The organism is Parasphingorhabdus halotolerans (assembly GCF_012516475.1).
Classification (GTDB): Bacteria; Pseudomonadota; Alphaproteobacteria; order Sphingomonadales; family Sphingomonadaceae; genus Parasphingorhabdus; species Parasphingorhabdus halotolerans.
The window spans coordinates 14,891-28,753 of the sequence record NZ_CP051217.1; the positions used below are offsets into that span (position 1 = coordinate 14,891).

Here is a 13,863-nt window from a genome sequence, read left to right on the forward strand (position 1 = left end):
CTATTTTGCGATCCTGATAACCTGAACACCGTTCGCACGAGAACAATATTTTTACTGTCATTTCCACCACTTCAATTTAATCAAGTATCGCAATTTCGCCATAGTAAGGCTTGCCCTTTGGCAACGCAGCAACTTCGGCTCTTTCTTTGGCTTGAGGCGTTGGAGCAACATAGGGCTTTTTTGTGGGCTCGTAATGGTCCGTTTCTTCCCCGCTACCTTCATCTTCGACTTCCGGCGCGTCTCTTCTGTCACCTGTGTCTTTTGATGCAGCGGCCCAGAGTTCATATTTTTCCCGCTCTTTTTCCAGCCGGGTGCGATGGTCCTTTACTGGTTCAGCAGCGACCGGCACCGGTTCAAGCTCAGCTTCCGTTTGCGCTATAGACGGCGCAAAAAACAGGGCCATGAAACACGCAGTTCCAGCGACAAGGCTCGCTTCTTTTATCATGCGCAAGACTTCACAATTAGCGCAGGTGAAGACGAGTTGCTAATGTCAAACACGTCTCTGCTTCGGACATTAAAAGCGGTTTCATACCGGATCTGGCGCGAAAAAAGCTTGCCTGGTATCAGTTGCTGGTAATCATAAACCACTTCCACAAACATCACCGCTGTGCTCGGGTCTGCGGCAATTTCTTTGCCGGTAGGTCCCATGCCGTCCCGCAAGCTTGCTCCGGTTTTTCCCTTGCCCTCTTTCCCGTAGGCGGGTTCCACCGCCAAATCACCAAGACAGCGCTGCCAGTTGATCATCTGGCCCTCATCACTTCCTGTCAGGCCATTATGTTGCAACGAAGAAAGAATGACGCGTCCGTTAGCTTCGAGATCCAGAGGCTCGCCCATCAATGAAACTGCGCTAAAAATTTCATGGATATCCGCTTCGTCGATTGCAGGATCTACTCGCGCTGCATTATCGGCAACCGTCATCGCGATCTGGCTGACCCGCATGTGGGATGTCGCCAGATTTGCAAATTCCAGCCCGCCTAAAGCGAGAGCCAAAAACAAGGGCAAGCCCATAGCGAATTCGAGCAAAGCGAGACCGCTATTGTCTTTTACCAAAGCTTGCAAATGTTTGATTTTGCTGGGAGCAATTCTCATGGCACTGGCTCCCCACATTCAATTATCGGAGCGTTTTGAACGGAATAGGGTTGACTTCTGAAAAGAGTTTCAGCCGAAATTTCGTAGTTTTTGGATGCACCAACCAAACCAGCCATCGGGAAAAGCCGCGGCTTTGTAAGGCTCACTTGATAATAGATGACGTCGCTGGCACCACCGATACCATTGCGTCCGGTGACACTATCATAAAGACCATTTTCGTTCAGATCCTGCCAGCAGTCGCCGTCGCTCTCATCGAAGCTGCCATTGCCGTTGACGTCTGTCGTCAATTTCTCCGGTTTTCCGATCTCGGAAAATTCCGAGTAATTCTTGATATCAACCGCTACGACTGCATTATTGGCGATATGTTTGAGGCGCTTGTTCATTTCTTCGGCAATTTTGTCTTCAATTGTTGCACCCGTTCCATTGAAGCTCGGGTTTTCGACAGATGTCTTTCGGGCCACCTCCGCCAATGTTCCCTCCAGAACCGAGCGGATATACATTTGGTAGCCCAGATCAAACGCGCCCATCAGGATGACGGCGAAGGGAACAATGATCATACCGAACTCGACGATGGTCGTACCGTCCTCGTTCCGAAAAATTTTCCTTCGGAAGTTTCTGAAACCAATCATGTCGTCAGCCTCAGATCACCGATACCCTTGCCGATTTGCGTAAACACGTCTTCCAGATCAGTGCCGTCGCTGGTATAGAAGTGGTCTGCACTGGTTGCGCATGGTTCAACGTCTGTGGTGTCCGTGACGTCCAGCGCGATCACCCAAACTGTGATGTTCATGCTTCTGGCGAGCGCGCAGGCTGAATGAAATCTGGCAACATGACGATCATCAGTAGTTCCCGGACCCTGCAATCTGTTCTCAACAGCGTTTACGCCATAAGCGGAATAGTAGCGGGGGTTGGTTTGCGTGTCCGTCAAGCCGTCAGTCATGAAGATAATGTGCTTGTTCACCGGGTAGCCATTAAAGGTGGAAGGATTGCTGCCAGCAAATAGTCCGTCCGGGGAAATAAAGCGCATACCCCAGATCATGCCGATATCATGATAGGTGCCACCGGTAACTTTCGCCGTTGCGGCGTCAATTGCGTTTTTATACCCATTTTCGCCGCCAAAGGTGCGGAGTCTCAGGGCTTCGGAAGGGCATCCTACCTGCCAATATGGTGGATCAGTAATTTTAGATGGAGCACTGCGGGTTTTTGTTCCGGCCTTGATATAAGTTGACCATTGCTCATAATCATAGCGGCCCCATTTCCGATCCAGATCAAACCATCCGCGCGACAGCAAATTGATATCATCGGAAGTAACAGTTGTGTTCATAACAGGCGGATATGTCGGTGCGCTCATGGACGCGCGTTCTTCTATGCAGCCTTCACCGCTAGTGCGCCAAGCGGCAATCCTTTGGTTAGTCCCGTTTCCTTGATCTTTCCAGATGGTATCGTTGATATGCACGTTGCGCATCACGGCTGCGTTGCAATCATAAGGTTTGCCACCATTATAGGTGTAGCCAACGGCATATCCGTTACAGTCTGGATAATCCATATTTTGCACAACCTGGTCATTCGTCAGACGCCTGGCCACATTCACGGTGCCCGAATAGGGCATGATGCCGTAACGGGTTTGACCGCTGTTATCCTGTTGTAATGCCCGGTATAATCCAAGACTTCCGTTGCGCAGCTTGCGAATTTTTGAATCAGCTGATTCCGTGCAGGTACCCTTGATACCCGGCGCGCAGAGCATGGAGCCGGTAACGTCAAGCACCAGCATGATGTCATTATTTCCAAGCTCACGCTTGGCATTGCAGCTGACCGCAATATCGACATATTCCTGGCCAAAAATTCTCATCAAGCTGGTCGGAATATCGGCAGTCGCGAATGCCTCAAGGGCGGCTGAGTCCGTTGGGTGCGGCCGCACTGTAAATGTTACATTTTCCGCAGCCATCGTGCCTGCCGGAAAATTGAAATTGAAATATTTGTTAGCTGTCACGCTATCAGCTGATGTGAATGACGCGCCGCTCATGCTCTGGCGTCCGGCCAGCGAGGCAGCGTCGCAGGCGTTTTGCAATTTCGCGCGCGCCATATAGACGCGGCTCATGTCCAGACCTCCACCGATCATACCGGCAAGCGGGACCATCGCGGCGGCCATCATGGCAAGGGTATTACCGCCCCTGTCAGCGCGCAATTTCTGTAAAAATGATCTGACGGTCGTCAAATTCGACTTTGCAGTCATGCTCGCTTTGCCCCCTAGGCGTTCAACTGAAATCGTTGAGACCTGTGTGGTCGATAACGGTAAGCGCGGAGGAAACTTAAGTGCCTAACAGCAAATTAACCCCAGATCGCCGCAGAAGACGGTAGGTGGTTGCATCAGAAACTATTTTTTTAGTCAGCGAAAACCATCCAGTGGACGTGTATTTCATCTGCAATTCAACATCTCGCGTTCGAAATCTTCAGCTGGCAGCGTGTTGGCTCTGATTCGAATCACCTTATCGCAGACAAATCAAAACGAGGTTTGGACAAGAAACGTTAACCGCAACGGGTCAAATTTTAACCACGTTATCGGGTTGCTTGCCGATGCCATCATTTATTTGGACGCTGTCATAATCGTCTCACGGGTTTCCAATACGGAACCGTAATCACAGAACTTATAAAACACTTGTCGCTGCGCCGGACTTCTGCCATCCAAACCCCTTGAAAATACTGGTCGCACAGTAAACTAGGGCAATGTTCGTTTTACCGATGCACGCATATGCAAATCCCACACGTTTTTTAAAGCTGGCAAAGCCACTCACGCCGTGGCTGCTGTTTGGCGGCATCGCGATGGTGCTGGCAGCCTGCGCTTGGGGAATTTTGTCTACACCGCCGGAGCGGTTGCAGGGCGATTCTGTGAAAATTATTTTTGTCCATGTGCCGATGGCATGGCTGGGCATGGCGGGATGGACCGGCATCGCGATTGCCAGTATTTCGGAACTGATCTGGCGGCATCCGCTGGCTTCCCACGCGGCGCGGGCGATTGCAGTGCCGGGGGCCTTGTTTGCCTTGCTGTGTCTGGTGACGGGCTCGCTATGGGGACGCCCGGCGTGGGGCACATGGTGGGTTTGGGATGGACGTCTGACCTCCATGCTGGTGCTGTTTTTCCTGTATCTCGCTTACATCGTGCTGGCGAATGAAACGAGCAAAGGTGCGGGGCAAGGTGGCGGCCAAAGCCGGATTGCCGCGATCTTTGGTGTTGTCGGAATTGTCAACTTGCCGATCATCCGGTTTTCGGTCGAATGGTGGGAGACGCAGCATCAGGGAACCAGCATCAGCATCATGGGCAAATCGACGATTGATGCGTTGTATTTATGGCCTCTATTGGTTTCCGCGACAGGATTTTCTCTGCTATTTGGCGCTATTGTGCTTATGCGGATGCGCGCGAGCCTGGCGCAGACCAAAGTGGAAGCGCGACTGAAAAGAATGACAGCAGAATGAGCCAGACACCTTATATTATTGCTTCTTTCGCGCTTGTATTCATTGGTACTGCGGCGGTGATTTTCAGCAGCTATATGGCGATGCGTCGGGCCGAGAAGAACGTCGAGAATTTGAGCCGGAAACCAGGTGAACCTAAATGAAGGCAAAACATCAGCGGCTGACTCTGGCGATACTGGCATTGGTTGCGTTGGTCGGGGCAGGGGTTTTGGCTGCATTTGCCCTGCAGGATCAGGCGAGCTATTTTTACACGCCTTCTGACATTGCAACGAAAAAGCCGGATGTTGGCAAAGCCATTCGTTTGGGCGGGATGGTTCAAAAAGGTTCGATTGCCCGCGCAGAAGATGGTGTCACCGTGAAGTTTGTGGTTGATGACGGCAAAGCCCAGCAAGCCGTTTTATATAGCGGCATTACGCCCAGCTTGTTCGTTGAAGGATCGGGCGTTGTTGCTGATGGGAAATTGACTGCTGACGGCGTGTTTGTGGCAGATGAGTTGCTGGCCAAGCACGATGAAAATTATGTCCCGCGCGAGCTCGAAGGTATTGATATGACTGGCAACCAGCACAAAACGGATTCCCTGGTTCAATGATCGCAGAAGCAGGCTTGATCGCGCTTTGGCTGGCCGCAGGGCTTGCATTGCTACAATTCGCTTTGGGCGCGATTGGCGTGCGGATAAACCGCGAGGAATATTTTGCGGCGATCAGGCCGGTGGCGGTAGCCCAAGGCGTGCTGGTTGCGATTTCGTTCCTGCTGCTGATCTGGCTGTTTCTGCGTTCGGATATGTCAGTCAAGCTGGTGGCGATGAACAGCGCTTCGGTGAAACCGCTGCTCTATAAATTTGCGGGCACCTGGGGCAATCATGAAGGGTCGATGCTGCTTTGGGTTACCGTCATGGGGCTTGCCGGTGCCTGTATTGCGTTGTTTGAGCGGAGCCTGCAGGTCAAAACTCTGGTCACAACGCTAGCGGCTCAGGCGTTTATCAGCATCGGCTTTTACGCGTTTCTGCTGATTTCATCCAATCCGTTTGAGCGCCTGAACCCGATCCCGAAAGACGGGCAGGGGTTGAACCCGCTGCTCCAGGATCCCGGCCTCGCATTTCATCCGCCAACGCTATATTTTGGTTATGTCGGGTTGTCGGTGGCTTTCTCGTTCGCCGTTGGTGCGATGATAACCCGCGATGTTGGTCCCGCTTTTGCCAAAGCGATGCGGCCTTGGGTGCTGGGCGCATGGATATTCCTGACGCTGGGAATCACGGCAGGCAGCTATTGGGCCTATTATGAACTCGGCTGGGGCGGCTGGTGGTTTTGGGACCCGGTTGAAAATGCTTCGCTCATGCCTTGGCTGGCCGCAACCGCTTTGCTCCACTCAGTAACCGTATTGGCGACGCGTGATGGCCTGCGCGCTTGGACCTTGATGCTGGCGGTCGTAGCTTTTTCCATGTCGATGATCGGCACGTTTCTGGTGCGCTCCGGCATTTTGACCAGCGTTCATGCCTTTGCTGTGGATCCTGAACGCGGTAGCTTCATTCTGGCGTTGCTCGCCATTTATATTGGCGGTGCGATGGCGCTGTTTGCGCTGCGGGTGAGTACCGTGAAAGAGGGCTCCCGGTTCGAGATTGTCAGCCGCGAGGGGGCTTTGGTTGCGAACAACCTTCTGCTGTCGGCGATATTGGGCATCGTGTTTATCGGCACGCTTTATCCGCTTGTGGTGGAAGCGATTACCGATGAAAAACTGTCAGTCGGTGCTCCTTATTTTAATCTGGCGAGCGGTCCTTTGGCGCTGCTCCTTGTGGCGGTGATGGCTGCTGGCCCATTGCTGCGCTGGCGGCGGGATGATCCAAAGGTTCTACTTAATCGGATATCCATTCCAATACTGATTGCTGCAACTGCCTTGTTCATATTGGCATTGTTCACCACAACCATGTCGATCTTGTCACTGCTCGGCCTGGCGCTAGCCGCAGGCGTTGCGGTAGCCAGCTTCGCGCCGCTCTGGAAACGCAACCTCCGCCGGACGCCGCTCCATACCTATGGCATGGTGATCGCGCATTTTGGCATTGCGGTTGCGATTGTCGGGATGGCATCTGAAAGCAGCTTTACCGAAGAGAAATTGGTGGCAGCCAAGCCGGGTGATGAAATCGCGGTCAACAACTGGAAGCTCAAATTTATCGCGATGGAGCCGCTAGCGGGTCCCAACTGGACCGCGCTCGAAGGGCGAATGACGGCGCAATATGGCGACGGCAACATCATCGAAATCGCCCCTCAAAACCGGATGTTCGCCGCGGCCCAGACCCAGACCAGCGAGGCGGCCTTGCTGACGCGCTGGAATGGCCAGCTTTATGTCGTGCTCGGTGATGGTGATGATGAAGGACGCTGGCAAGTGCGCGTCTGGTGGAAGCCGTTTGTGACATTTATCTGGTTTGGCGGCATATTGGTCGCGCTTGGCGGCTTGCTAGCAATGATAGGCCGGTTGCGGCGTGGATATATCCAGCGCAGGCAGCGCGAATATGCGGAAAGCTATCTATGAACCGCTGGCTGCTCTGGATCCCTTTGGTGCTGTTCAGTATGTTTTTTGCGGCGGTGGCTGTCGGGTTGATGATGCCGAAGGATAATCTCATCGAATCCAAAATGGTCGGTAAAACGATGCCACAATTTGAACTTCCGGCAGCAATTGAGCAGCGTCCCGCTCTCTCAAGTGCTGATCTGGCATCGGGCAAGCCGACATTGCTCAATGTGTTCGCTAGCTGGTGTGTGCCATGTATCGCCGAAGCCCCGCAGCTGCTGGAATTGCAGCGTGCCGGTGTGGAAATAAACGCGATCGCAAGCCGCGATACGCCAGTGGACATAGCGAATTTTCTCAATCGCTGGGGCAATCCCTATGCGCGCATCGGCTCGGATACCCGCAGTCAGGTCCAGCTTGAAATTGGCTCGTCGGGCGTACCGGAGACATTCGTGATTGATGGCAAGGGCGTGATTGTCCATCAGCATATTGGCGATATTCGCAAGGAAGATGTACCTGAATTGCTGGAAATTTTGAGGAAGGCGGGATGAGAATATTATATTTTGTTCTGCTCGCAATTCTCGCTGCCCCAATCGCGGCGCAGACTGGTTTGCCGCCAGCACCCTATGCCGACACACAGCTTGAAGACCCTGCAAAAGAAGCCGAAGCCCGTGAATTGATGGAAGAACTCCGCTGTCTGAAATGCCAGAGCCAATCCATTGCGGACAGCAACGCGCCAATGGCCGGCGATATGCGCAGTCAGGTACGCGAACGCATTTCTGCTGGCCAAACGCCAGATGAAATCCGGCAATGGCTGGTGGAGCGTTATGGCAACTGGGTGACCTATGATCCACCCATGACGGCGATGACATGGCCATTGTGGATCGCACCCATCATATTGCTGATCGCGGCGCTGTGGCTCGCAAGGGGTCGTTTTCGCCGCAAGAAGGAGAAAAGCTGATGGGCTGGCTCATTTTGCTCGGAATTTTGGTCGCGCTTTTCGGCGGCCTGCTTTGGCTTGGAAAATTGCCGCGTGGTGCTTGGGAAATAACCGGCGCGGCGCTGCTGATTGGCGTGGCTGGATATGCTTGGCAAGGAAATCCCGGCATGGCTGGTGTGTCTATTCAACCAACGGAAAAACCCAATAGTTTCGATGATGAAAATATTAAAGCCCGCAATGACCTTGGTGAACGATTTGGCAGCGCCAAGGAATGGCTGGTCTTTTCGGATTCACTTAACCGGCAAGGAAAACACGGTGCTGCTGCCAATTATCTGCGGAACGGAGTGAAGGAACATCCTGAGGACCCTGATCTATGGGTTGGGCTGGGTAATGCTCTGGTCGTCCATACGGACGGGATCATAACGCCTGCCGCGCAGTTCGCATTCCAGCGCGCCGCAGATATATCGCCTGAGCATCCTGGCCCGCCGTTTTTTCTCGGGCTGGCCTATGCGCAATCCGGTAAAATCGATCAGGCGCGAGCAATCTGGACTGAATTGCTCAAGCGCAGCGCTGAGAACGCACCCTGGCGAGAAGATCTGGAGTCGCGGCTGGCGGATATAGAACGCATGCAACCCAGCCTTCCAGCTACCGTCGAAAGCGCGACGCCGAACTAAAATAGAGTATGAATTCAGTGAGTTAAATAGGCAGGTGCGAGTGGTTGTTGCGTCCATTATTGCCCCATGCTAATCGCGCGCGCTTGCCCGAACGAAACGCGTTTAAGGGTCGCCAGTTTTTCTATCAGGGGAACGCCATTTCCGGCTAACCAATGTCTGACGAACCATCACAAACCAATGGTAAGCGCGATAGCGCTGTGCGTCCTCATGGCTCGCGCCAGCACAATAATGCGGTCGCCAAGCTGGCGGCAGGTGCCATCGGCATTGTGTTTGGAGATATCGGAACGAGCCCGCTCTATGCGTTCCGAGAAACCTTCATTGGCGCGCACCCGCTAGATTTGGATCGTATTCATGTTCTGGGTGTGGTCAGCCTGATATTCTGGTCGATGACGCTGGTTGTGACTTTGCAATATGTTACGATAACCATGCGGGCCGATAACAAGGGGCAGGGCGGGAGTTTGGCCCTTGTTGCGCTGTTAACCAGCGTCATGCGCAAATCCCGCTTTGGTTGGGTCGCAGTGCTGCTTGGGGTATTTGCAACCGCTTTATTTTACGGCGATAGCATGATTACGCCTGCAATTTCGGTGCTTTCAGCGGTCGAAGGGCTAACTGTTGTTCAACCTGGTCTCGGGCATTTAGTTATCCCTATCGCCTTGACGCTGCTGATTTTCCTGTTCCTCATCCAATCGCGGGGAACGGCAAAAATCGGCGCACTTTTTGCACCGATCATGTTTGTCTATTTCCTGACCATTGGAACCTTGGGGATCATCCAGATTGTCCTGCACCCTTCGATTTTGCTGGCGTTCAACCCCTGGTACGCCGTCCAGTTTTTCATCACTGATGGGATGAGAGCTTTTCTCGCTTTGGGATCGGTTGTGCTGGCCGTCACGGGTTCAGAAGCATTATTTGCCGATATGGGGCACTTCGGCAAAAAACCGATGCGTATCGCCTGGTACGGCTTTGTCATGCCCGCTCTGCTGTGCAATTATTTCGGCCAGGGCGCGATGATATTGGCACTGGATGCGGCGGACGCAGCGGAAGCGATTAAGAGTCCATTCTTCATTATGGCGCCTGAATTTTTGAGACTGCCGCTGGTGATATTAGCAACAATGGCGACATTTATCGCCAGTCAGGCTGTAATATCCGGATCATTCTCCGTCACCCATCAGGCAATCCAGCTCGGGTTTATTCCGCGCCTGTCAATCAAGCACACCAGTGCGTCGGAGGCGGGCCAAATCTATATCCCGTTTGTTAATTGGGCAATCATGATCTCGGTTATCCTGCTGGTGCTGACATTCCAGAACTCAAGCAACCTTGCATCGGCTTATGGCATTGCGGTGACAGGTGCCATGTTCATTGACACCTGCCTGATCGCCATTGTGATGGTGGTACTTTGGAAATGGAAGCTTTGGTATGCAGTGCCGTTATTGGCGATTTTCTTTATCGTCGATGGTGCCTATTTTGCTGCGAACTTGACCAAGGTTCCTAGCGGTGGATGGTTTCCACTCGCTGTAGGCGCTGTTGCGTTTGTTATTCTGACAACTTGGGCAAAGGGACGCCAGATCATGCGCAAAAACATGGCTGAAGCCGCCATGCCGATCGAGATTTTCACGAAATCCGCAGCCAATAGCGCGACCCGGGTTCCCGGCACCGCAATTTTCATGGCCTCATCGTCTGTTGGTGTGCCCTCTGCGCTACTCCACAATATCAAGCATAACAAAGTGATTCACGAGCGGGTGGTTATCCTCACAGTGAATATACAAGACGTTCCCACGGTCGAACCGGAAGACCGTGTCGGGGTTAAAGATCTGGGGCAGGGCTTCTACCGCCTCGTGCTGAATTTTGGTTTTATGCAGGAAACCGATGTACCCAAAGCGCTGAAGACGGTGAAAGAATGCGGGATGGAATTCGATATGATGACCACCAGTTTCTTCCTGTCACGCCAGACGTTATTGCCGTCGAAAAAACCCGAAATGATGGTTTGGCGAGAGAAACTGTTCGCATGGATGCTGCGAAACGCGGCAACGGCAATGGAGTTTTTCAAACTTCCGACTAACCGGGTCGTTGAACTCGGTAGTCAAATGGAAATTTGAATTTTCCGCGTAGATCACGCAATATTTGGTAGCCTATCGAGGCACGCTCCACTAGATAGCGGTCATTCGATTCTTGTACCAATAATGAGGTCCAGCCGATGCGCGTCGCCATTGCTTCTGATCATGCCGCTATTGATATGAAATCCGCATTGGCGGATTGCCTGCGCGAGGCGGGGCATCAAGTTATCGATCTTGGTCCGGCAACAAGCGATAGCGTTGATTATCCAGACTATGGCTACAAATTGGCCGAAGAAATCGCTTCGGGACGCGCGGAGCGCGGTGTTGCTCTTTGTGGTTCAGGGATTGGTATTTCCATGGCGGTCAATCGCAACCCGGCGTGCCGCTGCGCGCTGGTCTCCGAGGGGTTGTCTGCCAAGCTCTCCCGCGAGCATAATGATGCCAATGTGATCGCAATGGGCGCACGGCTTGTTGGCATAGAGATCGCCAAAGATTGCCTGGACATATTTTTAAATACTGAATTTGGCGGAGACCGGCATCAGCGCCGCGTTGATAAACTATCCGCCCCGAAACGTGAAGGAGTGACCGCATGAGTAACGTCGCAGATATGCAGGATATCCGGCAGACCGGATTTTTCGATTTTGCTGTTGGAGAGAGTGATCCCGCCGTTGCCGATGCGATCAACGCCGAGATGTCCCGTCAGCAAACGCAGATCGAGCTGATCGCTTCGGAAAATATTGTGTCAAAAGCGGTGCTCGAAGCGCAGGGTTCGGTGTTCACCAACAAATATGCCGAAGGCTATCCCGGTCGCCGCTATTATCAGGGCTGCGCGCCATCTGACAGCGTTGAGACACTGGCAATCGAACGTGCCAAGCAGCTGTTTAATTGTGGCTTTGCCAACGTCCAGCCGCATTCGGGCGCGCAAGCGAACGGCGCTGTCATGCTGGCGCTAACCAAACCGGGCGATACGATCCTGGGCATGTCCTTGGACGCTGGCGGACACCTGACGCACGGCGCGAAACCCGCGCAATCGGGCAAATGGTTTAACGCAATCCAATATGGCGTGAACGAAGACGATCATCTGATAAATTATGAAGAAGTAGCGTCCCTTGCCAGAGAACATCAGCCAAAGCTGATTATCGCTGGTGGTTCGGCATATCCCCGGACCATCGATTTTGCCAAATTCCGCGCAATTGCTGACGAAGTGGGTGCGATCTTCATGGTCGATATGGCGCATTTTGCCGGTCTGGTAGCAGCAGGGCTGCACCCAAGTCCACTTGACTACGCCGATGTAGTGACAACAACCACGCATAAAACATTGCGCGGTCCGCGTGGCGGCATGGCGCTAACCAATGATGAAGCAATAGCCAAGAAAATCAACTCTGCGGTTTTTCCGGGCCTGCAAGGCGGACCGTTAATGCATGTTATCGCTGCCAAGGCGGTTGCTTTTGGTGAAGCGCTGCGTCCCGAATTCAAGAGCTATTCTGCTGCCGTGATAGAAAACGCGAAAATTCTGGCAGCGACTTTGAAAGAACGCGGCGCTGACCTGGTAGCAGGCGGCACGGACACGCATCTGGCGCTTGTTGATTTGTCACCGCTCGGCATTACTGGCCGTGATGCTGATGAAGCGCTCGAACGCGCTGGCATTACCTGCAACAAAAATAGCGTGCCCAATGATCCCCAACCGCCGATGAAAACCAGCGGTATTCGGGTGGGTTCACCCGCTGGCACAACCCGCGGCTTTGGCCCGGCAGAATTCCGGATGATCGGCGATATGGTCGCTGATGTGCTCGATGGATTGCGTAATAAAGGTGAAGAAGGTGATCCGGCGGTTGAAGCCGATGTCCGCCAACGGGTGCTCGATTTATGCACCCGTTTTCCGATCTACCCTGAATAAGGGACCGGAAATCCATGCGTTGTCCCTTTTGTGCTCATGAAGACAGTCAGGTAAAAGATAGCCGACCGACCGAGGATGGCTCGACGATTCGCCGCCGTCGCCAATGTGAAGGCTGCGGCGCGAGGTTTACCACCTTCGAACGGATCCAGTTGCGCGAGATTACGGTCATAAAAAGCGAAGATCGCAAGGAGACCTTTGATCGCTCAAAAATCGATCTGTCGGTATCGCTGGCCTGCCGCAAACGCGGCATCGCGCAGGAGCAGATGGATCAACTGGTCTCGGGCATCCAGCGGCAACTGGAAACCAGCGGCGAAACTGAAATCCCGTCCAAGCGCATTGGTGAAATGGTGATGGACGGACTCAAAGGTCTCGATAGCGTGGCTTATATCCGTTTCGCTTCGGTCTATAAGGATTTTACCGAAGCCAAGGATTTTGAAGAATTTGCTGGCAACGTGAAAGATGTTGCTTCCGACGATGTAAACAAGGCGTGAGTACGGGCCAACCCATTATCGTTCTTGTAAAACCGCAGCTTGGCGAAAATATCGGAAAAGCGGCGCGCGCGATGCTCAATTTTGGTTTGACTGAGATGCGGATTGTTGACCCGCGCGACGGCTGGCCTAATCCGTCGGCAGGACCGATCGCAGCAGGTGCCGATCTGGTGCTGGAGCAGGCGCAAGTTTTTGAAACGACTGCTGAAGCTGTTGCGGATTGCTCTCATGTTTATGCGACCACCGTGCGCAAGCGCGGAATGACAAAAGAGGTTCTGACCCCGGCAGACGCTGCTGGCGAAATGACCGCAGCATCCGGCAAATGCGCGATATTATTCGGCCCCGAACGCTCCGGCCTCGAAGTCGTGGATGTGGAACTGGCGCGCAAGATCATCACCGTGCCGATTAATCCGGACTTTGGTTCCCTGAATCTGGCGCAGGCGGTCATATTGGTTGCCTATGAGCTGTCGAAGCTGGATCACAGCAATGTCCAGCCAACCATCGAAAAGAAAATTTCTGAGCCTGCGCCGCAGATAGAGCTGGACCGGCTCTACGAACATCTTGAACGGGCGCTGGAAGACACGGGGTATTTCTATCCGCCAGATCGCGCTCCGGCGACGAAAATCACCTTGCGCAATATGATGACCAAGCCTGCCTGGACCAACGAAGAGGTGCAGACCCTGCGCGGAGTGCTGAGCTCGTTTGAAAGGCCATATCCGAAAAAGTGACAAGGATTGGCGGAGTAATCCAGGACCGGTTT

At 53.2% G+C, this 13,863-nt stretch carries 16 protein-coding genes; 12 read left to right on the forward strand and 4 right to left on the reverse strand.

What is annotated here, in order from left to right; translation table 11 throughout:
* Positions 1–76: 76 nt before the first annotated feature.
* Genes HF685_RS00095 through HF685_RS00110 form a run of 4 tightly spaced genes read right to left on the reverse strand, consistent with a single transcriptional unit; the run spans position 77 to position 3,322 of the window.
* Entirely contained in the window at positions 77–445 is a 369-nt protein-coding gene (locus HF685_RS00095) for a hypothetical protein (RefSeq protein WP_168817489.1), read from the reverse strand.
* On the reverse strand, positions 442–1,089 hold the full coding sequence (locus tag HF685_RS00100) for a TadE/TadG family type IV pilus assembly protein (RefSeq protein WP_168817491.1): 648 nt from the start codon (positions 1,087–1,089) through the stop codon (positions 442–444). The genes HF685_RS00095 and HF685_RS00100 overlap by 4 nt, the downstream gene beginning before the upstream one ends.
* Complete coding sequence (locus tag HF685_RS00105) at positions 1,086–1,718, reverse strand: TadE/TadG family type IV pilus assembly protein (RefSeq protein WP_168817493.1); 633 nt, start codon at positions 1,716–1,718, stop codon at positions 1,086–1,088. Before HF685_RS00105 ends, HF685_RS00100 begins: the two co-directional genes overlap by 4 nt.
* Positions 1,715–3,322, reverse strand: coding sequence for a pilus assembly protein (locus HF685_RS00110; protein WP_168817495.1), 1,608 nt, complete (start codon positions 3,320–3,322; stop codon positions 1,715–1,717). Before HF685_RS00110 ends, HF685_RS00105 begins: the two co-directional genes overlap by 4 nt.
* Before the next feature lie 506 nt (positions 3,323–3,828).
* On the opposite strand from HF685_RS00110, the gene ccmC reads away from it, so the two are divergent.
* The 12 genes from ccmC to HF685_RS00170 all read left to right on the forward strand — a co-directional run bounded on the left by ccmC (position 3,829) and on the right by HF685_RS00170 (position 13,831).
* Entirely contained in the window at positions 3,829–4,560 is a 732-nt protein-coding gene (ccmC, locus tag HF685_RS00115) for a heme ABC transporter permease CcmC (protein WP_168817504.1), read from the forward strand.
* Complete coding sequence (locus tag HF685_RS00120) at positions 4,557–4,700, forward strand: hypothetical protein (protein WP_168817506.1); 144 nt, start codon at positions 4,557–4,559, stop codon at positions 4,698–4,700. Before ccmC ends, HF685_RS00120 begins: the two co-directional genes overlap by 4 nt.
* Positions 4,697–5,146: a cytochrome c maturation protein CcmE gene (gene ccmE, locus HF685_RS00125; protein ID WP_168817508.1), complete on the forward strand. Its 450-nt coding sequence runs from the start codon at positions 4,697–4,699 to the stop codon at positions 5,144–5,146. Before HF685_RS00120 ends, ccmE begins: the two co-directional genes overlap by 4 nt.
* Positions 5,143–7,080: a heme lyase CcmF/NrfE family subunit gene (locus HF685_RS00130; RefSeq protein WP_168817510.1), complete on the forward strand. Its 1,938-nt coding sequence runs from the start codon at positions 5,143–5,145 to the stop codon at positions 7,078–7,080. The genes ccmE and HF685_RS00130 overlap by 4 nt, the downstream gene beginning before the upstream one ends.
* On the forward strand, positions 7,077–7,604 hold the full coding sequence (locus HF685_RS00135) for a DsbE family thiol:disulfide interchange protein (protein ID WP_168817512.1): 528 nt from the start codon (positions 7,077–7,079) through the stop codon (positions 7,602–7,604). The genes HF685_RS00130 and HF685_RS00135 overlap by 4 nt, the downstream gene beginning before the upstream one ends.
* Entirely contained in the window at positions 7,601–8,014 is a 414-nt protein-coding gene (locus tag HF685_RS00140) for a cytochrome c-type biogenesis protein (RefSeq protein ID WP_168817515.1), read from the forward strand. Before HF685_RS00135 ends, HF685_RS00140 begins: the two co-directional genes overlap by 4 nt.
* A complete protein-coding gene (locus tag HF685_RS00145; RefSeq protein ID WP_168817517.1) occupies positions 8,014–8,667 on the forward strand; it encodes a tetratricopeptide repeat protein in 654 nt (217 codons plus the stop codon). The genes HF685_RS00140 and HF685_RS00145 overlap by 1 nt, the downstream gene beginning before the upstream one ends.
* Before the next feature lie 152 nt (positions 8,668–8,819).
* Entirely contained in the window at positions 8,820–10,760 is a 1,941-nt protein-coding gene (locus HF685_RS00150; RefSeq protein ID WP_168817519.1) for a potassium transporter Kup, read from the forward strand.
* Positions 10,761–10,858: 98 nt separating this feature from the next.
* Complete coding sequence (rpiB, locus tag HF685_RS00155) at positions 10,859–11,311, forward strand: ribose 5-phosphate isomerase B (protein WP_168817521.1); 453 nt, start codon at positions 10,859–10,861, stop codon at positions 11,309–11,311.
* 14 nt (positions 11,312–11,325) lie between these two features.
* Positions 11,326–12,615 (forward strand): serine hydroxymethyltransferase, encoded by a 1,290-nt coding sequence (gene glyA, locus HF685_RS00160; protein WP_211051443.1) that lies wholly within the window; start codon positions 11,326–11,328, stop codon positions 12,613–12,615.
* Positions 12,616–12,629: 14 nt separating this feature from the next.
* The gene (nrdR, locus tag HF685_RS00165) at positions 12,630–13,106 is read left to right on the forward strand and encodes a transcriptional regulator NrdR (RefSeq protein WP_168817526.1); all 477 of its coding nucleotides are present in this window, start codon (positions 12,630–12,632) and stop codon (positions 13,104–13,106) included.
* Positions 13,103–13,831 (forward strand): RNA methyltransferase, encoded by a 729-nt coding sequence (locus HF685_RS00170; protein ID WP_246218670.1) that lies wholly within the window; start codon positions 13,103–13,105, stop codon positions 13,829–13,831. Before nrdR ends, HF685_RS00170 begins: the two co-directional genes overlap by 4 nt.
* Positions 13,832–13,863: the final 32 nt, after the last annotated feature.